Consider the following 22,023-nt stretch of genomic DNA (forward strand, 5'->3'; position numbering starts at 1 on the left):
TTTGCGTTTCTGGGGATATTTTCAAGAAAAGAGGAAGGCTTTAGAATAAAAGCCCTACTTAAGGCGTGAGTATATTATTTATGCTACCACTTTTGAATGAATTGCTTGTAAGACGACCACGCTATCTTTTGCAAAATGATGTAACGACTGCCATTGAATTGGTTGTCCTTGATTAAGCTGTTCACTCGCTAACTTCAACTCATTACTTAAGGCCGTCATACCTAATAAATCACTTTCTTGTGCGAGCTGTTGTAACTTTTCATGCAAAATGTCATTTGCTTTTATATCTGCCAAGCCCTGTAATTGCGCAAACTCATAATCATATGTATCAGACAAATACATTAACTTCGTTGTTAAGAACTTGCCATCTAATGACATGCTCAACCTGCGTAAAACATCTTCATTAACTAATTGCTCATCAAGTATTTGCGTACTTTGTGCAGCGCATACTTGCTCTAACACTGCCGCAAGCGTTTTTGGTGATACGGGCTTACTAATACAATACGTAATACCATGGCGTAAGTACGTTTGCTGAGCGGTTTCATCAGCATCTCCGGTAAGTGCTATAACCGTTGGCGAACTTTCTAAGGTCATTGCACTTAGCTCGTCAGAAAACCATGATAAACCATGGCCATCAGGCAAGTGCATATCAAGCAAAATAATATCAAATGCGCGCTTTGTTACTTTGCTTGTTGCTTGTGCTAAATCATGAGCAAATTCGAACGTTGCACCCAACTCTTCTAAGTAATGCTTTAATACTTCTCGATTTAAGGCGTTATCTTCAACGACCAATATATTACAGGCCAGCACCCCTTGCTGATGGTGGGTATAACGCACAGTAGGCTGAACCTTAGGGCTGGGCTTTGTTTCTTCAAGCAATAATTCAAAAAAGAATTCTGTGCCACGCCCCACTTGACTGCGAACTCGCAGTTCCCCTTTCATGTTTTCGACCAGCTGTTTGCACAATGACAGCCCTAATCCAGCTCCCTGTGCAACACTTTGCTCCGACGCCACTGTGACAAAAGGCTCAAATATGTTCACCAAATCATCATCATTTAAGCCAACGCCCGTATCTGATACGTAAAATTGGACGCTATGATAATGACTCCCTACATTTTCAGACTTAACGGTCACAATAATATTGCCATCGGGTGTATATTTAATCGCATTAGACAATAGGTTTTTCAAAATAAGGGTCAGTGACTCTTTATCCACCAAACAATCTTGCACACGTAATGTAGTGTTGTCTAACTTGATATCAAGTTTCTTTTGATCAGCCAAAGGAGTAAGTAGATCGATCAATTCTTTGCATAAACTATTTATATTTACCGCACTGAGCTCTTGAGGCTTTGTTTCCCCTTTAGCTTGCAACAATACTTGGTTAGCCAAATCAGACAAAGACATCGCAGCGCCTGTAATTATGTCGCACAATTCAGCATGTCTTTTGGGCTCCCTTGGAATACTTTTCAACATTTCTGCATGGCCCACAATCGCGTTTAATGGCGTTCTTAGCTCATGACTAAGCAGCGTTAAATAGCGGCCTTTTAGTCGTGATGCCTGTTCAGCGTTTTGCTTTGTTTGCTCAACTTGCTCTGCACGTCGCCCACTGCAGAGTAGACTCAATGAGAAGCATAATAATAAGGGGATCGCGATAACTGCAATAGTAAAAATTTGATTACTCAAATTGTTCGTAAATAGACTGTCGGATGCCTGGTAGTCCCCCAGCATAAATAACCGTAACGTAAAGATACTCAGCATACCTAAACACGCAAGAATAAAGCTATAACGGGCAATTGTTGCTTCAGTCAATTCACTTACCGAGCTTTGCAGAACAGCTCGAATACACAGCCCTAATGAAAAGGCCCAAATAGAGTAATTTAAAAAGACTCGAACAATGAAATGAGGATCATAAAAAGTAAACCAAATATACCCGATAACGTGTACACACGATAATATTATCCATGGCCAATACTTTGATTTTATTTGAAAAAAACGTTCGGTTCCAAACGCTAAAAATATAAGGCCGACTAAGATGAACTGATTCGCAACAAAAATACGCCAAAAATCACTTAACTTCGGTTGTGAAATTAATATACAGGCTATGGATACACAGGCAACAAACCACATCCACTGCTTGGTGCCGGCAAGTGTTCGATGAATCAACCAATTCAATAGCATAAACACCCCACAGACAGATGTGGTCAGTGCTAATACAGGCAAGAGTAGTCTTGGTTCTAACATCGCTAACTTATATAATAATGATTTAGGATGACTATACTATCAAAAACCGTTCCAATAAAAAGTGTTTTTTGTTAAAAGAAACAACACTATGGTTAACATTCGCCCTTTCCAAAAGAGCAGCAACGTAATTATAACCAGCCTTTTTGCTTGGCGATGCGCGCGGCATCCACACGGTTACTGGCATTTAACTTTGCAATAGCTTCTGATAAATAATTTCTTATGGTTCCTTCACTTAAGTATAAAGCTTTTGCAATTTCTGCCGTTTTATAGCCCTCGCCAGCCAAGCGAAGCGCCTGTCTTTCTTTGTTTGTTAATGGGTCACAATCATCAAGCGCTGATAATGCCAATTCAGGGTCTATCACTTTTTTGCCACAGATAACCTGTTTTAGCGTGCTAATGAGATACTCACTTGGGGCCTCTTTTAAAACAAAACCTTTAGCTCCCCCAGCTAAAGCTCGGCGAATATATCCGGCACGCGAAAAAGTAGTCATTATTACTGTTTTACACTGGGGGTGTGTCTGTGAGGTATACTCTAACAACTCTAACCCCGTCATAATTGGCATCTCTATATCTGTTAACACAATATCAGGCTGGACTGATAGTAATAGCTCCTTCGCCTGACGCCCATCAGCAGCCTCTGCTACGACTTCAATATCACGGTCTAAGCTTAGTAAGGCACTAATGGCCCCTCTGACTAATGCCTGATCTTCTACTACCATCACTTTAATCATAAAGCTTCCTCGACAAACTCGACTGTTACGGCAAACCCAACTTTCGTATCAATCATCACGGTAGCCCCAAGCGCTTCAACACGTTCTTTCAAACCAATTAACCCATTGCCCAAATTAAACTTATCAACCTTGCCATCATCAAAAATACGCATAGATAAAGTCTCTTGTTGACTCAATTTAATTGATACATTTTTACCGTCACTATGGCGCAAAATATTCGTCACGAGCTCCTTCGCGATAAAACATAGCGTGCTTTCATATTCTGCTTTTAAATCGACATTATCTAGCTGTTGCTCGACGTTAAACTGCGCATCCATTAACCGCTGCTCGAGTAAATTGATTTGTGCATACAACCCCACCTGTTTTAATCCAGAGACAGCTTCGCGTACTTCACTTAATAAATCTCTTGCAAGCTCAGCCACCTGCTGCGATTCTGAGACGGCTTTTTGCTGTAGTCCTGCATCATGCAATTTACTGGCTAATTCTGCTTTTAATGCAATAGAAGATAACGAGTGCCCAAGCGTGTCATGCAAATCCCGAGCAATTCGCTCTCGTTCAGCAATGGCAGCAAGTTGCTCTAATTTTTCTTGACTCATATGGTGTGCAATTTGATGTAAACGCTCTTGACGCTCAAATACACCAAAACTAAATAAGCCAATACTAATGAGTAACGCAGGTGCCCAAAAGTAAAGTGGGTTGCTCGTGATCAAAAATTGGCTACTGAGGTACATGATAAACAACATAGTACCTAACATGAAAAAACTATACGGACGGCGGTAATTAAAGCCACATAACGGCGCGATATAGCCAAACAAAGTGCTGGTTCCAGGCGTTACCAAGGACCCCACGGATGTCACTATAAGCATCAAAATAATGGTAAGCGTGACATCACGGCCTTGTTTAAACACCGCAACACAGTACAAGGCTATAAAACATATAAAGATAGCCACCTGTAAACCTAAGTCATGCAAACTAAGCACACCCCAAAGACTAAACATCGGAAAAAAGTAAAATAGCGAAAAAATCAATGGCCCAATGCTTCTTAGAATTTTGTGCTGTTCAGCCAGTGCTAAATGTTTGCTCACGGAGTGTGTTGCCATATGTGTAAAATTAACCTTGAGGTACAGACAAGCAAAGATAGCAAAAATAGCAACAAACATTTAGTGACAAAGGTCACAAGGTTAGTGTTAAACTAAATAAAAAATGTAGGCCATCACATGCGAGCCGAACAAACTTCTTTGCTATATTTACATATCGCCGTTTTATTATTTGGTGGTACCGCACTTTTTTCAAAACTTATCGATTTATCAGCATTAGACATTACCGTATACCGAACCGCAGTGGCATTCGTCGCACTTATGATCTTGCTAACATTACAACGAAAGAAAATTGCCTTACAGGCCTCAAAAGACTATTTAATTGCTATTTTATTAGGTGTTGTTGTTGGCTTGCATTGGGTGACCTATTTTGCGGGGATGCAAATGGCAGGAATAGCCATTGGCATTATCGCTTTTTTCACCTATCCAGTCATAACGGTCTTTTTAGAACCCTTTTTCACGCAAAAAAAATTAAAACGAAAAGATATAATATGCGCCGTTGTCGTACTCACTGGTATATACCTACTCATACCAGAGGCCAATTTAGGCAACCAAGTTACATTAGGCATCATAACGGGTGTGAGTTCTGGCGCTTTATTTTCGCTGCGAAATTTACTGCAAAAAAGATATTTTTCCCATTATGGTGGCCCTCAAACCATGCTGTATCAAACACTCGTAGCCAGTCTCATGCTATGTGCTTTTGTTACCGTCCCCCCCAGCGCTCTTACGCAATCTCACCTTGGTTTGATCTTACTTGCGGGTATCGTCTTTACAGCGTTACCCCATGCACTTTTTGCCAGTAGTTTACGAAACTTGTCAGCGACGACTGCGGGGTTAATTTCTTGCTTACAGCCCTTGTATGCAACTCTATTGGCCTTTATGCTATTGGCAGAACAACCCAGTATAGTGACCTTAATAGGGGGGTTACTTGTTGTTAGTACTGCGTTTTTTGAAACTTGGTCTGTTACAAGGAATAAAGCCTAATGCATATATTTGCTCACCGTGGTGCCAGTGGTAATTATCCTGAAAACACCTTAAGTGCAATTGATGCCGCTCTTCAAGCTCAGGTCGATGGTATAGAATTGGATGTACAAAGTTGCCAAGATGACTTTGTCATTATTCATGATACTTGGCTGGACCGTACCACCAATGGCCAAGGTAAAGTCAATACCTCCTCCCTTGAAAAAGTACAGTCTTTTGATGCCGGCAATGGACAGCACATCCCCAGTTTACAACAAGCATTAACCGCTGTGGGTCAACACACTCTGATAAACCTTGAGCTCAAGCATACATTTAGTTTAGATAAGTTCGTTACATGCATTGAACAGAATATTCATGATGCTACCTTGTCTCCTGAGCAATTACTTATCTCATCTTTTGACCACCACCAGTTGCTATGGTTAAAACAACAATTGCCTTGGATTAAAATAGGCGCATTAACAGCGTCCATTCCACTGCAGTATGCGCAATTTGCTCAGCAATTAAATGCCTACAGTGTGCATATTGATAAAAACTTTATAAATCATAAATATATACATGACGCAAAGCAAAGAGGTTTAAAGGTTTATGCCTATACGGTCGATAAGCAGCAAGACATAGAAGACATGCATCAGCTTGGCGTTGATGGCATTTTCACTAACTTTCCATGTTATGCAAAAATGATTTTATCGCGTTAAACGAATAAATAATTCACAGTGTTCTATGATTAAAGAAAATGGCACAGTGAAGAGCCTAAAATGAGTATATTCATGAGTCTATATAATCAAATTGAACAATCTTTTTTCTTTACTTTATCTCGCAAAATATTTGGCAACTTAAGCTTTGTATTTTCATTTCAGTTACTCACTTTATTTTGGTTGTATGCGGAGTTAAGCGAAAAAGAGCAAGGCTTAGGCTGGTTTTGGCTTATGGCATTGGGTGCCGTCGCGGGCTTTATTTTTACGTTATTTTATATGCGATTTTTAATTGTCAGACCTGTCAGAGCAATGCGTGATGCGCTAAAACAAATAAACCGTCAAGATGGCGATCTCAATGCTAAATTACCCCACTTTACTTACGATGAATTTAGAGAACTGAGCGAGCAATACAATACGTTCACCAGTAATTTAAGTAAGCTTCTTGCCAGTACATATGACAGCGCGCAAACCGCCGCAAACAGTAACCAAGATGTGACACAATCAATGCAGCAAACCGCGGAGTTTGGTGCACAACAATTGCATATTAGCGACTCGATTATTGCCGCCAGCGATCAAGTCACACACAGTCTACAAAGTATTGTTGGCAATACAGATCGAGTATATCAAGCCAATACTGAGAGCTTGCATTTTGTCAAAGCCTCTTCGTCGTCACTGACAAAACTGGTCGATGAAGTAAAGCAAATCACCACATTGCTTGGTAAGTTCTCGACTACCGTTTCAGGGTTAAAAGAAAACAGTGAAAATATTCGTAGTATTTTAAAAATGGTAGAAGAGTTTTCAGATCAAACAAACCTATTGGCCTTGAATGCCGCGATTGAAGCAGCAAGAGCAGGAGAAGCAGGTCGCGGCTTTGCCGTTGTGGCCGACGAAGTTAGAAGTTTATCAGTTAAAGTCAACGAAGCAACCCGTCAAATTAGTGATTTTATCAATCAAATGAATACCCTCGTGGGTGAAACAAACCAAGAGTCTGAACTACTGATTGATCACTCTAAAGGTGCCGAACAAGCCATCAATAGCACATCTCAAGGGTTTACTGATATGAGCCGAGAGTTTGAGCGTAACCAAGCGCAATTAGAAGACATCGTAAGTGCCGTACACCAATTAGAAGCCACACAAAATAATACGCATCAAACTGTGCAGCAAATCGTAGAACTGGGCCAGCAATCTAAAGCGCAAATAGATGATGCCGTCGAACATTGTCAACAAGCGCAAAGATTAACTGAAACTACACAAGATGAACTGAAGCGCTTCGTTTAAGTATTTGTACAAACAAGATATAACGCTATGCGCGCGCTATATCAAATGCAATCACGTCTTTAATTGTACTTTTACCAGTGGCCAACATAATAAGCCTATCAATGCCTAACGCCACTCCTGAACATGCAGGTAAACCATAATCAAGGGCATCGAGAAAATGCTTGTCTATATCAACGGGGCTTAACCCCATCTCGACTCTTAAGTGGTTATCTTGTGTAAAACGCGTCGCTTGCTCAGTCGCATCTGTGAGCTCATTAAAACCATTCGCCAGCTCCATGCCTTTATAATACAACTCAAAACGTCCTGCGACTCTTTTATCGTCTGCACACAGCTGTGCTAGGGCAGCTTGTGAAGCTGGAAAATGATAAACAAAACAGGGAGCTTGTTGACCTATTTTAGGTTCTATTTCCATACAAAATAATAACTGTAACAAGGTATCTCGCTGTGTTTCTACCGCCGCAATATCACCATATCCATATTTAGCAGCCTCCACTTTGAGTTCATCTAAACCGACTGACAATGGATCAATCGCCAACACATCCATGAATACTTGTTGATATGAAATAGAGGTACATGGCTGACAGTCGAGAATATGTACCATTAACTCATTCATTTCAGTCATTAATGCAAACTCGTCAAAGTCTGGCCGATACCACTCCAGCATGGTAAATTCAGGGTTATGATGCTTTCCCGATTCTTCATTACGAAATGCTTTCGCAATTTGATAAATCGCACCACTACCGGCAGCCAATAAACGTTTCATAGCAAATTCCGGGGAGGTTTGCAGATACAAAGGCAAGCCAGCACTATTTCCTGGGCCAATGTACTCAGTCGAAAAAGTGGCTAAATGTGCATCGGTTACGCTCGCGGCACATAAGCTCGGTGTTTCAACTTCCATCACGTCACGCTCGGCAAAGAAAGCCCTTATTTTTTGTAAAATCATTGCCCGCTGACGCAATGTTGCTACCTTTGCGCTTGGCATCCACAATTGTTCAGACATAATCCCTCCTTATTACAGCCACAAAAAATCCCAGTCAAAGCTGGGATTTTTAATATTAACTCAGTGTATTACTTCACACGACCTTGGTATTCAGAAGTACGCGTATCAACTTTAATTACTTCACCAATTTGCACGAACAGCGGTACACGTACCACAGCGCCAGTAATTAGCGTTGCAGGTTTACCACCTGTACCCGCTGTATCACCTTTCAGGCCTGGATCAGTTTCAGTGATCTCAAGCTCTACAAAATTTGGTGGTGCTACAGCTATGGGGCTACCGTTCCACAATGTAATCGTACATACATCATTTTCTACTAACCACTTCACATTTTCGCCCACCGCTTTCTCATCAGCTGCGATTTGCTCAAATGTCTCATTGTTCATGAAATGCCAAAACTCACCATCTGTATAAAGATACGCAAGATCAGTATCCATTACATCAGCACCTTCCACTGAATCGCCAGATTTAAAGGTTTTTTCTAATACTTTACCTGAAATCAATTTACGGATCTTAACACGGTTAAACGCCTGACCTTTACCAGGTTTAACCATTTCATTTTCTAAGATGGCACATGGTTCACCATCTAACATAATTTTTAAGCCGCCCTTGAACTCGTTGGTGCTATAATTCGCCATCGTATCCTCTAACTGTCTTTTTCGAGTAGTAAACTTGCTAATGATACAAACAAATGAAGTAAATTTGCAGAGCAACTGGCAAAAAGAATTGGCAAATGTCGTCACAAGCCCAGAAACACTAGTAAAAATGCTAGGTTTGGAGGCCTATTTTAATGAAAGTGACCTACAAGCTAGACGTTTATTTCCAGTACGAGTGCCATTACCCTTTATAAAAAAAATGCAATATGGCGATCCTAACGATCCTTTATTGCTCCAAGTCATGCCTCTTCATAAAGAATTTTTAGCCAAAGCGGGCTTTAATAAAGACCCTTTAGATGAACAAGACAGTGCACAACCAGGCTTATTACATAAATACCGTTCGCGTATTTTACTGATGCTGAAAACCGGCTGTGCAGTGAATTGTCGCTACTGTTTTAGACGTCACTTCCCCTATCAAGAAAACCAATTAAATAAACGCTCCTTGATTGAAAGCATTGACTACCTCAAAGCACATCCACAAATCAATGAAGTGATTTTCAGTGGTGGCGACCCACTCATGGCAAAAGATGACGCCATTGAATGGATCTTAGATGAGCTAGAAAAACTGCCGCAATTAAAGCGTATTCGAATACACAGCCGCTTACCGGTGGTGATCCCGAGTCGAATCACTCAGCAACTTTGCCAACGTCTTGCTAATAGCCCTTTAAAAGTGATTTTCGTTAATCATATTAATCATGCGAACGAAATTGATGATGATTTTATCAAGGCTATGGCAATGCTCAAAAATGCCAACGTCACTTTGTTAAATCAAAGCGTGTTACTCAAAGGGGTGAACGACACCAGTTCAGTTCAAGTAGCATTAAGCGAACGTCTTTTCGAAGCCGATATTTTACCCTACTACTTACACGTGTTAGATAAGGTCGAAGGCGCGAGCCATTTTGACATTGAAGAATCTCAAGCGCGCACTATCATCGCGGGTATGTTAGACGCATTACCTGGCTTTCTTATACCCAAGTTAGTGAGAGAAATCGGTGGCAAAACAAGTAAGACACCGATTGATTTACAGCTGAATTAATAAACAATAACGCAACGTTAAACGTAAACGTTAATGTTATTTCCTAAACTTGCTGTGGTTGATTTTGCAGGGCTTTGTGCGCTAGCACTCGATCCTGCAGCTTCAATTAAAGCAAGGGCAGCTTTCCCATCTGCTTGCTGTTGCTTTTTGGCCAAAGAAGCGCTGTAAACCTCGCCACTTGGACCTGCACCAGACATCGCAGGTAGGTTATTTCCAGAAATATTCATAAGCTTTACCTGACTTAATTATAAATCACGTTAGTTATCGGCCAAATAAATTAAATCTTTAGAACAAATTTTAACTGATTTAAGCTGAAAAGCCTTACTCGAGTCACAAATTAAGTCGCTTTATTTAAATTTAAAAATAATATTCGATACTTAATTGAAGGAAATCATCTTGCTTAACACTATAAAAAGGATCGTTCGGTCTGGTTTCGTCCCCTACCCATAACTCACCTTTTAATCTCAGTGCCGGGGTAATTCGAGTACTGCCTTCTACTCTAAACATAGTCCAATGATGGGTATCAATGTCAGTAACAGCGCCAATAAGAAATTCAGACCCGGCAATGTCATTTATTACCACTCTCATTCCAAAAAACAGGTCATTTTGAAAGCTGGAAGGGCTTTGCTCATCTAAATCATCAAAACTATACTCAAAAAGATAGCCCAAATCTATGTCACCCAAAACGCCAGCATGTGTGTATTCAAAACCACTAGTATGTGCTATTGCCCAATCGAATTGCCCTTTACGGTATATTATCTCATTCTTGATGAGCCATGCCCCGAATACTCCCTGAATTTCAAACCCGTATTGAAGCAGTTGGCTATAGTAAGGGGTATAATGATCAGCTTCTTGTATCATCGTGGGAGTGCGGTTAGTCCCATTAAAATAAGATACAGCAAGCTCCCAATTATCTATAGAATTGGTTGCTCTAAACGCAAAGTCAGTATGGCTACTTTCCTGAGTATCTTCATATTTAGACTCCGAGCTAATTACAATATCAGGATGTAATCGTTGCACTTTACTCGCAAAATTGCGCTCTCTAAAATATGGCATCACAAACATCTGAATTGCACCACTATTGTGAAGCCAATTAAGCTGAACCATTGGTTGGCCTAATTTATCCTCACCATCAATGCTACTCAATACATCGGTTTGATTTACGATATCAACTAAGTGCCGTGACTCTGTTACTCCCCAAAACACCTCACTAACACCAACTTTTGCATCAAAGTTTCCTTTAACGTAGCTCACATTCAGTTCTTTAAAATCTAATTGATGTCTCGCGGCTTCTAAGCTGTCATACCTTGCATAAGGTTTAGCAAGCATACTCCAGTTTGTGTTTATTGGTACATAGAACTCCGATTCAATAAAGATCAAAGATTGATTCTCATGATGCTCTGGCTGAGCATCTGTATAGAGTCGTTGACTAAAGTTAGCAGTTCCCCGAATATCTACATTGGCATAACAAGTAAATGTGCTCCATACACCCATCAGCATCAATATCATTAGTTTCATATCTAATCCTTTACAACATGGCTGAGTGACTTCTCACTCAGCCAATGGCTTTACCTAATACGAGACAGATTTGCTTGAGCGAAGTTCGTCAGGCGTACTCCTTGGTTGATGCTATAGTTTTCAAACGAGATCGTTGTTTGTGTACCTTTTTGATGATTTATCATCGTTAAATCATCAACACGCCAAAATCGCTGATTATGTAGCTTATAGCCTTTAAAGTGCTGAGTTTTCAACGCACTGCCCTTGCGATCAAAATACTCAATCTGAAGCGGTATAGTGCGTTTTTCGTCTAACCACACCAATTGTTTTGAATACCCTGAATTGTCATAAACAGGAATACGCTCAACCACATTAACCGCTTGGCCTTTAAACTTATCTTCACGTATAAATCGGTAAGTATACTTTTCAACTTCTTGTGAACTCATATCTTCATACGCAAAGTCACTCCCCATAAAAGGCCCTGACTTGTTACTAGATGAAATTCGCTTTACACGTTTGAGCGCTGGTAAATACAACCATTGGTCATCGTCACCAACTTTGTGACTAAACGACAACATTACCGTCCCTTTAACATCATATGGGGTGTCAAATACAACGATACTTTTATCCCCGTCCCCTTCGACTTCGAGGGCTTCATTTCTTACCTTGCGAATATTTTTTTCACCTGCTTTGTTTTGCAATGTCATAGTAATATCGACAGTTTGATCTACCCAGCCAGAATTTATTTTATCGGCAAGTTGAGCAAGGCGTTGACCTTTTTCTTCGTCAGTCTGTGCAAACGTCAGTGTCGAGCTGAGCAATAAACTTGTTACTGCTAATTGCTTTGTTAAATTACGCATAGTATTTTTCCTTATGATGCCAGTGGCGTATTGGCCAATCTTTCATCCGCCACTCTTTGCTCTGCACGGTCGACAAATAAAATAATTGAAGGTAGTAGAATATTAATCACCAATAGTGCAGCAACAACGGTTAACGCAGACATTAAACCTAGAGAGCTATTCAAGGAGAAAGAAGACATTGTTAGCACTGTATACCCTGCAATTAACGTAATTGAGGTAAATAACAAGGCATTGCCAACATTTTGATAAGCATATTTAATTGCTTCCGCTGGAGCGAGATTATATACCTCTTTTCCACGCAAGTACTTGTTCATAAAATGGACACAGTTATCGACAATGACACCTAACGTAGCTGAAACAACAATTGAAACCTCCATACCAGCCTGCCCTTTGAGTAAAGTCCAAGCACCAAATGCAAATACCGCAGGCAGCACATTAGGCAGTACGCTAATAAGGCCGTATTTAATATTTCGCATGGAAATAAAGACCACAATACAGATCATAATAAGCGATAATAATGTACCGGTTACCATCCCTTGAATGTTTACTTCAGACTGATGCGCAAAAATTACGGTCGCACCAGAGCCAATAGCTTGCATATATTCAGGCGCATTTGTTTGTAACCATGCTTCGCCTTTCGCTGCTGCTTCTCTTAACTCATTAGTAGAAACATCCTTCATCGTGATAACTATTTTTGAGCTAGATTTGTCTAAGTTAACCTGGTTCGTCAAATCTAAACCATAAGGTAGCGACATTTCATAAAGCAGCAGGTATTGCGCTGCCAGCGCTTTATCTTCTGGTATACGATAGAACTCTGGATCATCGCCATGTAGGTTTTTGTTTAAACGTTTCATTGTGTCTGTTATTGCACTGACATTATAAACGTTATCAAAACCACGGTAGTATTTTGCAAAATCATCCAATGTATTTAAATACTCAGCACGGCTAATTCCTTGAGGACCAAGAGACTGAATATTGAATTCAATACTATATAAACCGGTGACATTTTTCTGCACAAAGTCCGCATCATTTCTAAATTGTGTTTTTTGTGAAAAGTATTCAACCCACCTATCATCAAGTTTCAAATTTTCGGTAGGAATGGCAAATGCTATAGTTAATAAAGAGAAAACAATAATAACTGTCTTATACTTCCTTTCTATAAATAGAGATAATTGAGCCCATAATTTATCTGAAAATTTAGTGTCATTTTCTTTTACCTTGATCCAGTTAGGCAGGATATATAATAAACAAGGTAATAATGTAACGGATAGAATAAATGCGATAAAAACACCGATTGCGGTTATATTTCCGAGATCATGATAAGGAGGTGCGTCAGCAAAATTAAGCGCTACAAAGCCAATTATGGTAGTCAGGCTTGTCAATAAAATAGGCAAGAAGTTAACTGACATAGACTCTTTAATCGCTTCAGCATTGCTAGCTCCACGACGCTTCGCAATAACAAAACTCATAATAATATGAACAGAATCTGCAACAGCTAAAGTCAAAATAATAGTCGGTGCAATAGATGAAGGTGCGGTAAGTGGGATCCCCAACCACCCGACAATGCCCATTGTTGTAATAGTCGACAAATGTACTATCGCAACGGTCATTAATACTTGAAACACAGAGCGGAATAATACAAATAGTATTACTAACATCACCATATACATCACAGGCATAATATTCACGATGTCTTGCATACCAATCTCGGCGAAAGCATGATTAAGCATATGTACGCCAGATAACCTTACTTCAACAGGGTATTGACTCTCAAGTAGCTTAGCCAATTCCCTAATAGCGGTGACAGATTCAGAAGTTTCCATTGGAGACTTACCAGGAAGTGTTAATACTACATTTACACCTGTATGCTCACCATTTTGAGAGACAATGCGGTTCTCTAACATGGGTTCAGACAGTGCAACCTGACGAATGTAGTCGATATTAGAGCTAAATAACTCGCTTTCAGACTTAAATAAGTGTGCAACAGTTAAGTCATCACCATTGGCAACTGTGTTCTGATAGTTGCTCAATGAGTCAACTCTTGTAGCGTGGGGTATTTTCCAAGCCTCTTCTGTAGCATGTATAACCGCAGACAATACGGCTTTATTAAATACGCTACCGCCAGACTTTGGGCTAATAGCAATATAAATACTATCGGAAAGCGCATAATCACTTTCCAATTCATCCATCGCTGCTATTACAGGTGAAGGCGACCCAAAATAATAGCGGTAGTCGCTACTAAAGCCTACCCTACTTTGCCCAAGGCTAGTAGCTATACAAATGGCTATCACTATTAGCGTAACCAGATATCGAAAACGTATCAGCAGCCCAACAAAATTTTTCATTTTGCTAGACTGAGACACCGTTTGATTTTCAGTGTTCAAAATAGAACTCCCTTATCGGATTGAAATTACATGAAGTTAACACCACACTGAAAATTGTATGTAAAACATAAGCATAGTATCATTGCATAAATGGACCAAATTAGGACAATTTCTGACAATGGTAAGGATTGGGCTTTTGTTATACCCGCATTGTATGCCAGCTGGATTGTTTTACTTTTTAGACCTTTTAGAAACGGTAAATAGCCTTCTATCCAAGCCTGTATTTGAAGTTTCTTGGGTCGGGTTAGAAAAGACCGAAGTCACATGTGCACACAATATAAAACTCACGGTAGATAACATCATCAACGACTATCAGTACGATGGTATTTTGTTACCGGGTTTTTGGGGCAGCACAGACCTTCACTGCTTACCAATCACTTATGGAAGGTTAATTAACGAGCTAAAAGAATTACCAACTGAAACGAAAGTTTGGTCATACTGTACTGGTGTTGCTCTGCACGCTGAATCTGAGCGCTTAAATAACACAAAAGCAACCATCACTTGGTGGTTAAACGAGCAAGCCGCTGTGCGCTTCCCTAAAGTGAAGTGGAATAACCATCTAGCGTGTATTTATCACGCAGATGGAGATACAACAACCTCGGGCGCCAATGGATATTTACATATATTCCATAACCTTATGCAGCATAACTTCGAAGAGAGTGTGGCACGAGACGTCTTCAAGTTTTTAGTATTACCCCGCCCACACCTAGATTACCTGCCGTTTAGACACTTAGACTTAGTGTATCTAGATGAGCCTCTTTTGAAGAAAATCTTTCACTGGGTTGATAAGACTCCGGCTTCTCAGCTATCTGTATCAAACCTTGCAGATCATTTATGCCTTACTGAACGTACTTTAGCGAGAAGGGTTAAAGCTTTACTCAATATGACAGTACTCAAGCTCATCGAGCAAATAAAAATCAACAGAGCTTGTGAACTATTAGTACTTACATCACAGACAGTTAACGTTGTAAGTGATAACTTAGGCTATAACGATGACAGTCAATTTAGACGCACATTTAAACGGATAACAGGCCTTACGCCAAAAGAATACAGAAGCCAGTTTAAAGACCATGATGAACTATCTGAGAAACAAAGGGACATGCTTTACTGATATAACATGCTGTATGATTAAAATATGTTTACAAGAAAAATAGACACTAACTAAGAATTATTACCTACAGCCCCTGACTTTTAAACCTTAAACCTTTAAAATGTACGCCTTTGTAAATCTGTTTGGAATGACCATGCACGCCGTTATCGAAAAGCTCAACGAAAACCTGAAGATCATTTACCGTCAAGCACTTGATGCTGATAAAAAATTAGACGAGTTGCAACAGCAAGGTCACGGTAAATTCAAAGCACTATTTGCTGAAGATGCCGGTTTTACATTCGAAGCTAAACGCTTCAAGCCTTACGTATTGGATGTGGCTGCAGATGTAGAGGCATTAAGCCATAATGAAGAGCTTGATCAACAACAGCTCACTTTGGCGGTTACCAAGCTACAAAACCTATTAAAGCTACTCGCAACTTTTAAGTAACCATTACGAGTCACTTAATAACGTGAAAGGCCGCTCGGCCTTTTGCACCTTATTCTCATCCAATTTCCTCTTCGATTAAAAAACAATTAATTAACATATTTTGAGTGTTTATTTGTAATCATAAAATATCCTTCTACGCTATGAATGATAATTCAAACTTTATTTTCAGGGAAAGACTATGCAACGTCGCAAGCATTGGCGCTTCTCGGTCAGGCTCACTGTGGTTGCACTATTTACCGTGGTATGCAGTATTGTTGCCGCGCTTACGGTTTCTCTTCAGTACTACAACAGCATTGCACAACTAGAACAGCAAACGGTTCAGCAGTTTGATCAATTTGCGACGAGTGCGAAGCAAACAATTCATCAAAATGATTTAGCCGCAAGCCGAATAGTTGACATGTTAGCCCTCATACCAAATATCGAACAACTTAGTAACCAACAAAAACTGCGTATTCTTGCTGAACTCATAACAACCAACCCAGCCGTTGAGGGGATCTACTTCGCCAACAGTCATGGTGACTTTTTTGAAGTCATTAATTTAAAAAATAAAACACTGACGCAAAGCTACCGCGCATCAAAAAATGACGCTTGGGTTATCATGAGTATTGATGGTAAATCTAACCCGAATCAACGGGAGCTATCCTTTTTCAATGCCTCTTTTGAATTGAGTACATCACGCATAGAGCCAACCAGCTACAACCCAACAAAGCGCCCTTGGTATATCAATGCCAGTAACGTGAGTCAGCGTAGTACCCCATACTTATTCCAATATACACAAGTGCCGGGCGTAACTTATGCCAGAAAGCTGCAAAGCCAAAATGGCGTTATTGGCTTAGATATTCCTTTGCATGCTCTCGCTGGCAGCTTGGAACGGCAAGTTAAGGGGTTTGCCGGCGAGGCTTACTTAATAAAGCCGCAAGGTGACATCATTGCCACCAATCGTTTAGATAACAAAGCCCGCATGGTACCCATGCAGCCTATGCAACTAACCCCACAGCAGAAAGAGATCATTGCTAGGCACTCTCCATTGACCATATCAAATGAGACCGATTGGTTCCCGGTTGATTATGCTGTATCTGGTGAGCCCAACGGATATGCCGTAGAGGTCATGCGACAAGTCGCAGCCCTATTACAACTCGATGTAAAGTTTATCAATGGCTATAGTTGGTCTGAATTTACCGACCGCTTTGAACAAGGCAGTATACAAGCGCTCAATGCCACTTTTGATAATGAACAAAATCGACAACTTGGCCTATTAACTAAGCCCTATGGCACCCTTAAATTTGCGTTAATTTGGCCCAGCAACGCCACACATATAGCCTCAATCGCACAGCTGAATCAAAAAACGCTCGCCATAGCAGAAGGCTGGTCTGTCATTCAACCGATTCGTGATGCTTACCCCAATATCAATATATTAGAAGTAGAAACAACCATTGACGTAGTTAATGCAGTATTAAATGGTCAAGCCGATGCTGGTATTGAAAGCGATATTATTGTGCGTAACTTATTAACTGAATATGCACTGAGCGGATTAAAAGTCAGTAACGAGTTTTCGTTTGCACGAGCCAATGTTAAATCATCGATTCACTTATTATTGGCAAACAATAAATCTGAGCTCATACCCCTCATTAATTTGGCCATTGATACTTTAAGTAATGAATATTTAGCTCAGTTAGAATCTAAGTGGCTCAAAGAAGCAATGAATAGCCATGAGATTGGGCGAATTGTGCCGTATCTGATCTATATTAAAAATATGGACAACACCCAATTTGGCACACTCCATCACTTTACAGATAACGCAAAGCAAAAGCTTATCTACGTTGATAAGCTACAAAGTGCAATGTCATCAGACCAACTCATTGTGTTTGTCATTGATCAACAGACCTTATTCTCTCCCGTTTATGATAGTGTGGCCACCAGCAGCCTAATCACCTTACTAGTCGTTGCCATGCTACTACCATTAACTTGGCTTTGCGCTTCTCCAATCGTGAAACCCATTACTGAGCTACTGGCAATGACCTATCATATTCGAACCCACGATTACGCCGGAGTTAAAGTTATCCCCAGTAAAGTGATTGAGGTAAAGCGCCTATCACTCGCTATGAAGCGTATGGCCGATGAACTTAAGCGCCATGAATATGCACAACGTAATTTGATTGATGCCATAATTAAACTCATAGCCCAAGCCATCGATGAAAAGTCACGCTATACCGCGGGGCATTGTAAACGCGTACCTGAACTAGGTGAGATGCTCGCACAAGCCGCATGCGATAGCAAAAGCTCCGCATTTAAACACTTTTCCTTTGATAGTGAGCAACAATGGCGTGAATTTAAAACCGCAGCTTGGTTGCATGATTGCGGTAAGATAACTACGCCTGAGCACATTGTTGATAAAGGCTCCAAGCTAGAGTGTATTTACAACCGAATTCATGAAATAAGAATGCGTTTTGAAGTCCTATATCGGGATGCGCAAATACATTACCTCACCCAAATTTCAGTTCACCCAGAGCAAGCAGCGCAACTATCAAAAGAAAAAAAGGCCACGCAACAGCAATTATTCGACGACTTTGCATTAATCGCGTCCGCTAATGTAGGCAGCGAATTTATGGCTAACGAAACCAAAGAAAAAGTACGTGCCATAGCTGCGCAAACATGGGTTCGTTACTTTGATGATAGCTTAGGTTTATCGCCTCAAGAGGAACTACGTTACGCACAGTATCCACACCCTGTAACTCCCGTAGAAGAGCCGCTGCTGGCCGACAAAGCAATGCATATAGTGCAACGTTTTGAACCATATCATTGCCCTGAACATTTTGACATAAAAATGCCAGTCCCTGACAACCTAGCTAACCGAGGTGAAGTCTATAATCTCTGTATTTCACGAGGTACTTTAACTGCTGAAGATCGATTTAAAATTAATGAGCATATTATCAGTACCATAAAAATTCTCGACAGTGTGCCCTTCCCCCCTGAACTGGCTAAAGTGCCCCGTATTGCGTCAACACACCATGAAACGATGCGTGGAGATGGCTATCCAAGGCAGCTTAAAGGCGAAACACTATCAATCCCTGAGCGAATTTTAGCACTTGCCGATATTTTTGAAGCACTGACAGCGGCGGATAGGCCCTATAAAAAAGCAAAACCACTCAGTGTCGCACTGAAAATATTACATAAGATGGCAGTAGATAAACACATTGACTTAAATGTGTTTGAGCTATTTATAGAAAGTGGTGTGTATCTGGACTACGCCCAACGGTTTTTACCCGCAGAACAAATCGATGAGGTAGATACGTCGCAGTTTTTTATGCCTGATGACTCATCAATAGAAGTTGCCAATATGGCACGCTAATGCAACGCTCGTAACAAAAAAGGGTAGACTCATTAGAGATTTACCCTTTTTATATCAGCAAAATTAAGATTTAGGGATAACTGACTCAATATGCTCAGCAAACCAATCTTTTAATAAACGTTTATCAAAATAAAAAGCTTCATCACGACCCATACGGATCCTATCCATAAAGCTCAGGTCTTTAATAACTTTAGAGTCTGCTTGCGCCAGCACTTTCCCAGACTTATCCGTAAGCGTGTAACTCAGCTTCATCCGAGGAAAATGTATAGACTTAATGATACGAATGTCATGCATGTTAAAGCGTACATCACCAGCAAGGTCTATATCTTCAAAGGTTAAATCTAATTTATAGCCTGACGGTGTATCTGCCATCAGTTTTTGTATCTGCTTATCAAACTGCTTTTCAATACGTTTATAATAACTGCTCTTTGATTCGTTAGCAGGCCTTACATCTCGATAATCGTTAAAATCTAACCACTTAACCGATACTTCACCTGCACTTGCGAAAAAGGGAGTACATACCATTAATAATACTAGGCTTAATTTATTCATTATCTATCTCCTGTTAATGTCTACACACTCAGTTTGACCAGATTTGACTGAATGAAAACTTAATTTTTGGCACCTTTACCAGCCTTTACTTCGAGTTACACTTAACTACAGGTTAGTTCGATCAATCCATATCATTGCTGCTGTAATATATACTCTACAGCACGCGCTAGCTGATTATCAGTTCCTTCGACGATAGACTCTCTGCTAATTGGAACAGTAATATCGGGTTGTATTCCTACGCCAATGAGTGATGAGCCATCATTTTGCGTAACTTGTAATCCAGTATATATAAATGTAACGCCGCCATTATCAGGCCCAGAAAAAACGGATTGCACCTGAATATTACCGTTAATACCTGCGGTCGCTTCACCCATAATAGTTAACCCTGCATTTTGTATATAGGCTAAAGCATGTTCATTTTGACTAATACTGTCTCTAGAGGCTAATACCACGATTGGCTTATCAATAAGATCCCCCTTAGGCTGAATAAATTGAAACACTCGCTGTACATTGCTGCTAGATTGATTTGGTGCCCGTTGCCAATGTTCATATATAGGCGCACTGCTTATTTCTTGAGACGAGAACCAACCTAAAGCATGCAACCACGCAAAAAAGTCTTCAGGGTAATGGCGTAAATCAATGACAATGCCTTTTGCAGACGATAACTGCTCTCTCACTTGCGATAAAGCAGCCTGAGAGAGCTTATAAAGTACTAAGTGATGAACCCCCTCATCCAACACTTCATGCATATAATCGTATCTGTATATAAGCCTATTCCCAGTATATCTTTGCGCCATAGCAGAAATTGGAAGAGGCTCAAATAGCACAGTATAAGTCGTCCCATCCATTTTTTTTAAGGTCGCTTCTATTTGCGTGTCATCTCGCCTGAGAAAAAGCGATTTTAAGCTCTGATATTTTGCATTATGCTTTGAGGTCAAAATCACTTGAGCGTTACGCTCTATCATTTGCTCAATAGGTTCATTATCAATTGTTACTAGTTCATCCCCTAACTCAACAAGATTAAGCGCATCGGGATGAATTCGTGTGATTATTGCTTTACCTTCAACGATATAGGGCCTAAATGGCAATATCCACTCAAAACTACTACTTGGCGATATATGTGTAGGCAAATGTATCGATATATGCTGATCTTGAAGCCGATTCATAGACGCAAAGATTGTCTGCCAGGTGTCTTGCGGGTCCTCCAACAAGCATGCTGAGAGCATCTCTTTGTGCTCAAGCTTCCAGTTAACGTCCACTTCTGAAAAGTATGGCCAAAAATGTTGGATTTCAGCCCAAATATGACTTGCAGCTGCCATACATAACTCAATTTCACCAATGGAGTGAGACATGTCATACGTATCAAAACCATTGTATGTACTCCCATCTGATGACTCATGCTCATTTAAATACAGTGGAATATGTAAAGGCTCATTATACAATTGTGTCGTATAAAACCATTCTTGTGCATGACGGATATCGCTTTGCAAGTTTTTATAAGTGCCTCGAATCAACTTTCGAGTAAACACCGAATCATCTAAACTACTATTAGCCAACCAACTCGATACACGAGACTCCTCGCCTGGTTCATTAGGTATAGCGACCCCAAGTGATATATGAGGAGCAATTGAGTGTAATATTTGAAAGGACTCAGCTAAACGCTCCTGCTTACTGATTTGACTCAACTTGACGATAGCCTCAGCTATAAACGCATCCCACTGGCTATTTGCCACAGAATCACTGGGGTAGAAAAATCGGATTTGCTGGGCCACTTCAACAAAGCTGACTATGTCATCTTGCAACGAAGAGGAGTACGTGATTGCAGGCTTACTCTGTAACTCGACTATTGGAGGGGCTGTGACTATTGGCACCTCAGCTTGATCTGACTGTTCTGCTGTTTCACTACCGGAACCGCATGCACTAACCAAATAAATGGTCGCGAAGTAGCTTAATATCCTTTTCCACATACATTTTCCTTTTTTATTGTAATAGGGTAAACATCACCAAAAATACCTAATACAGGAAATTTGTAAAGAAAAGAGTAGTTTTTATACAGTGAAAAAACCAAATACAAGACAGATGAACTACATCAGACACGTCCTTTATTATTTTTTAGCTCTAGATCTTTTTT

Annotated in this window: 18 protein-coding genes; 7 read left to right on the forward strand and 11 right to left on the reverse strand. The window is 40.3% G+C overall.

Annotated elements, in window-relative coordinates; translation table 11 throughout:
• Positions 1 to 78: 78 nt before the first annotated feature.
• The 3 genes from PCIT_RS15180 to PCIT_RS15190 all read right to left on the reverse strand — a co-directional run bounded on the left by PCIT_RS15180 (position 79) and on the right by PCIT_RS15190 (position 4,072).
• A complete protein-coding gene (locus tag PCIT_RS15180) occupies positions 79 to 2,241 on the reverse strand; it encodes an ATP-binding response regulator (RefSeq protein ID WP_052023338.1) in 2,163 nt (720 codons plus the stop codon).
• 128 nt (positions 2,242 to 2,369) lie between these two features.
• On the reverse strand, positions 2,370 to 2,972 hold the full coding sequence (locus PCIT_RS15185; RefSeq protein ID WP_010366616.1) for a response regulator transcription factor: 603 nt from the start codon (positions 2,970 to 2,972) through the stop codon (positions 2,370 to 2,372).
• Positions 2,969 to 4,072 carry a sensor histidine kinase gene (locus PCIT_RS15190; RefSeq protein ID WP_010366618.1) on the reverse strand — a complete coding sequence of 368 codons (1,104 nt, stop codon included), beginning with the start codon at positions 4,070 to 4,072 and terminating at the stop codon, positions 2,969 to 2,971. The genes PCIT_RS15185 and PCIT_RS15190 overlap by 4 nt, the downstream gene beginning before the upstream one ends.
• Before the next feature lie 117 nt (positions 4,073 to 4,189).
• Between PCIT_RS15190 and PCIT_RS15195 the strand changes: the two genes are divergently transcribed.
• From PCIT_RS15195 to PCIT_RS15205, 3 genes are all read left to right on the forward strand, one after another.
• Positions 4,190 to 5,053, forward strand: a complete 864-nt coding sequence (locus tag PCIT_RS15195) for a DMT family transporter (protein ID WP_010366620.1) — start codon at positions 4,190 to 4,192, stop codon at positions 5,051 to 5,053.
• Positions 5,053 to 5,745, forward strand: coding sequence for a glycerophosphodiester phosphodiesterase (locus PCIT_RS15200; RefSeq protein WP_010366621.1), 693 nt, complete (start codon positions 5,053 to 5,055; stop codon positions 5,743 to 5,745). The genes PCIT_RS15195 and PCIT_RS15200 overlap by 1 nt, the downstream gene beginning before the upstream one ends.
• 72 nt (positions 5,746 to 5,817) lie before the next feature.
• On the forward strand, positions 5,818 to 7,023 hold the full coding sequence (locus PCIT_RS15205; RefSeq protein ID WP_010366622.1) for a methyl-accepting chemotaxis protein: 1,206 nt from the start codon (positions 5,818 to 5,820) through the stop codon (positions 7,021 to 7,023).
• A gap of 25 nt (positions 7,024 to 7,048) precedes the next feature.
• On the opposite strand, the gene epmA is transcribed toward PCIT_RS15205, so the two are convergent.
• Positions 7,049 to 8,023: an elongation factor P--(R)-beta-lysine ligase gene (gene epmA / locus PCIT_RS15210; RefSeq protein WP_010366623.1), complete on the reverse strand. Its 975-nt coding sequence runs from the start codon at positions 8,021 to 8,023 to the stop codon at positions 7,049 to 7,051.
• 68 nt (positions 8,024 to 8,091) lie between these two features.
• On the reverse strand, positions 8,092 to 8,658 hold the full coding sequence (gene efp, locus PCIT_RS15215; protein WP_010366624.1) for an elongation factor P: 567 nt from the start codon (positions 8,656 to 8,658) through the stop codon (positions 8,092 to 8,094).
• Between the two features lie 40 nt (positions 8,659 to 8,698).
• On the opposite strand from efp, the gene epmB reads away from it, so the two are divergent.
• A complete protein-coding gene (gene epmB, locus PCIT_RS15220; RefSeq protein WP_010366625.1) occupies positions 8,699 to 9,712 on the forward strand; it encodes an EF-P beta-lysylation protein EpmB in 1,014 nt (337 codons plus the stop codon).
• Positions 9,713 to 9,729: 17 nt separating this feature from the next.
• Here epmB and PCIT_RS15225 read toward each other — a convergent pair whose 3' ends face one another.
• From PCIT_RS15225 to PCIT_RS15240, 4 genes are all read right to left on the reverse strand, one after another.
• Complete coding sequence (locus PCIT_RS15225; protein ID WP_010366626.1) at positions 9,730 to 9,939, reverse strand: hypothetical protein; 210 nt, start codon at positions 9,937 to 9,939, stop codon at positions 9,730 to 9,732.
• 130 nt (positions 9,940 to 10,069) lie between these two features.
• The gene (locus PCIT_RS15230) at positions 10,070 to 11,230 is read right to left on the reverse strand and encodes a hypothetical protein (RefSeq protein ID WP_010366627.1); all 1,161 of its coding nucleotides are present in this window, start codon (positions 11,228 to 11,230) and stop codon (positions 10,070 to 10,072) included.
• Between the two features lie 50 nt (positions 11,231 to 11,280).
• Positions 11,281 to 12,069, reverse strand: a complete 789-nt coding sequence (locus PCIT_RS15235) for an outer membrane lipoprotein-sorting protein (RefSeq protein ID WP_010366628.1) — start codon at positions 12,067 to 12,069, stop codon at positions 11,281 to 11,283.
• An 11-nt stretch (positions 12,070 to 12,080) separates the two neighbouring features.
• Positions 12,081 to 14,453 carry an efflux RND transporter permease subunit gene (locus PCIT_RS15240; protein ID WP_010366629.1) on the reverse strand — a complete coding sequence of 791 codons (2,373 nt, stop codon included), beginning with the start codon at positions 14,451 to 14,453 and terminating at the stop codon, positions 12,081 to 12,083.
• Between the two features lie 136 nt (positions 14,454 to 14,589).
• On the opposite strand from PCIT_RS15240, the gene PCIT_RS15245 reads away from it, so the two are divergent.
• From PCIT_RS15245 to PCIT_RS15255, 3 genes are all read left to right on the forward strand, one after another.
• Complete coding sequence (locus tag PCIT_RS15245) at positions 14,590 to 15,564, forward strand: GlxA family transcriptional regulator (RefSeq protein WP_238348032.1); 975 nt, start codon at positions 14,590 to 14,592, stop codon at positions 15,562 to 15,564.
• Positions 15,565 to 15,697: 133 nt separating this feature from the next.
• Positions 15,698 to 15,991, forward strand: coding sequence for a hypothetical protein (locus tag PCIT_RS15250; protein ID WP_010366631.1), 294 nt, complete (start codon positions 15,698 to 15,700; stop codon positions 15,989 to 15,991).
• Between the two features lie 178 nt (positions 15,992 to 16,169).
• Positions 16,170 to 19,340 carry an HD domain-containing phosphohydrolase gene (locus PCIT_RS15255; RefSeq protein ID WP_010366632.1) on the forward strand — a complete coding sequence of 1,057 codons (3,171 nt, stop codon included), beginning with the start codon at positions 16,170 to 16,172 and terminating at the stop codon, positions 19,338 to 19,340.
• 63 nt (positions 19,341 to 19,403) lie between these two features.
• Here the strand turns inward: PCIT_RS15255 and PCIT_RS15260 are convergent, their stop codons facing one another.
• Positions 19,404 to 19,892: a DUF3016 domain-containing protein gene (locus tag PCIT_RS15260; protein WP_010366633.1), complete on the reverse strand. Its 489-nt coding sequence runs from the start codon at positions 19,890 to 19,892 to the stop codon at positions 19,404 to 19,406.
• A 131-nt stretch (positions 19,893 to 20,023) separates the two neighbouring features.
• Positions 20,024 to 21,859: a S41 family peptidase gene (locus tag PCIT_RS15265; protein WP_010366634.1), complete on the reverse strand. Its 1,836-nt coding sequence runs from the start codon at positions 21,857 to 21,859 to the stop codon at positions 20,024 to 20,026.
• Positions 21,860 to 22,023 lie beyond the last annotated feature (164 nt).

The organism is Pseudoalteromonas citrea (assembly GCF_000238375.3).
Taxonomy (GTDB): Bacteria; Pseudomonadota; Gammaproteobacteria; order Enterobacterales; family Alteromonadaceae; genus Pseudoalteromonas; species Pseudoalteromonas citrea.

What these genes read in the sequence shown, in the direction of transcription:
- epmB (WP_010366625.1), top strand. Translation starts at nt 8,699, where the DNA reads ATGATACAAACAAATGAAGTAAATTTGCAGAGCAACTGGCAAAAAGAA.
- PCIT_RS15190 (WP_010366618.1), bottom strand. Translation starts at nt 4,072, where the DNA reads ATGGCAACACACTCCGTGAGCAAACATTTAGCACTGGCTGAACAGCAC.
- PCIT_RS15195 (WP_010366620.1), top strand. Translation starts at nt 4,190, where the DNA reads ATGCGAGCCGAACAAACTTCTTTGCTATATTTACATATCGCCGTTTTA.
- PCIT_RS15230 (WP_010366627.1), bottom strand. Translation starts at nt 11,230, where the DNA reads ATGAAACTAATGATATTGATGCTGATGGGTGTATGGAGCACATTTACT.
- PCIT_RS15265 (WP_010366634.1), bottom strand. Translation starts at nt 21,859, where the DNA reads ATGTGGAAAAGGATATTAAGCTACTTCGCGACCATTTATTTGGTTAGT.
- PCIT_RS15235 (WP_010366628.1), bottom strand. Translation starts at nt 12,069, where the DNA reads ATGCGTAATTTAACAAAGCAATTAGCAGTAACAAGTTTATTGCTCAGC.
- PCIT_RS15180 (WP_052023338.1), bottom strand. Translation starts at nt 2,241, where the DNA reads ATGTTAGAACCAAGACTACTCTTGCCTGTATTAGCACTGACCACATCT.
- PCIT_RS15260 (WP_010366633.1), bottom strand. Translation starts at nt 19,892, where the DNA reads ATGAATAAATTAAGCCTAGTATTATTAATGGTATGTACTCCCTTTTTC.
- PCIT_RS15225 (WP_010366626.1), bottom strand. Translation starts at nt 9,939, where the DNA reads ATGAATATTTCTGGAAATAACCTACCTGCGATGTCTGGTGCAGGTCCA.
- PCIT_RS15250 (WP_010366631.1), top strand. Translation starts at nt 15,698, where the DNA reads ATGCACGCCGTTATCGAAAAGCTCAACGAAAACCTGAAGATCATTTAC.
- PCIT_RS15205 (WP_010366622.1), top strand. Translation starts at nt 5,818, where the DNA reads ATGAGTCTATATAATCAAATTGAACAATCTTTTTTCTTTACTTTATCT.
- epmA (WP_010366623.1), bottom strand. Translation starts at nt 8,023, where the DNA reads ATGTCTGAACAATTGTGGATGCCAAGCGCAAAGGTAGCAACATTGCGT.
- PCIT_RS15185 (WP_010366616.1), bottom strand. Translation starts at nt 2,972, where the DNA reads ATGATTAAAGTGATGGTAGTAGAAGATCAGGCATTAGTCAGAGGGGCC.
- PCIT_RS15255 (WP_010366632.1), top strand. Translation starts at nt 16,170, where the DNA reads ATGCAACGTCGCAAGCATTGGCGCTTCTCGGTCAGGCTCACTGTGGTT.
- efp (WP_010366624.1), bottom strand. Translation starts at nt 8,658, where the DNA reads ATGGCGAATTATAGCACCAACGAGTTCAAGGGCGGCTTAAAAATTATG.
- PCIT_RS15200 (WP_010366621.1), top strand. Translation starts at nt 5,053, where the DNA reads ATGCATATATTTGCTCACCGTGGTGCCAGTGGTAATTATCCTGAAAAC.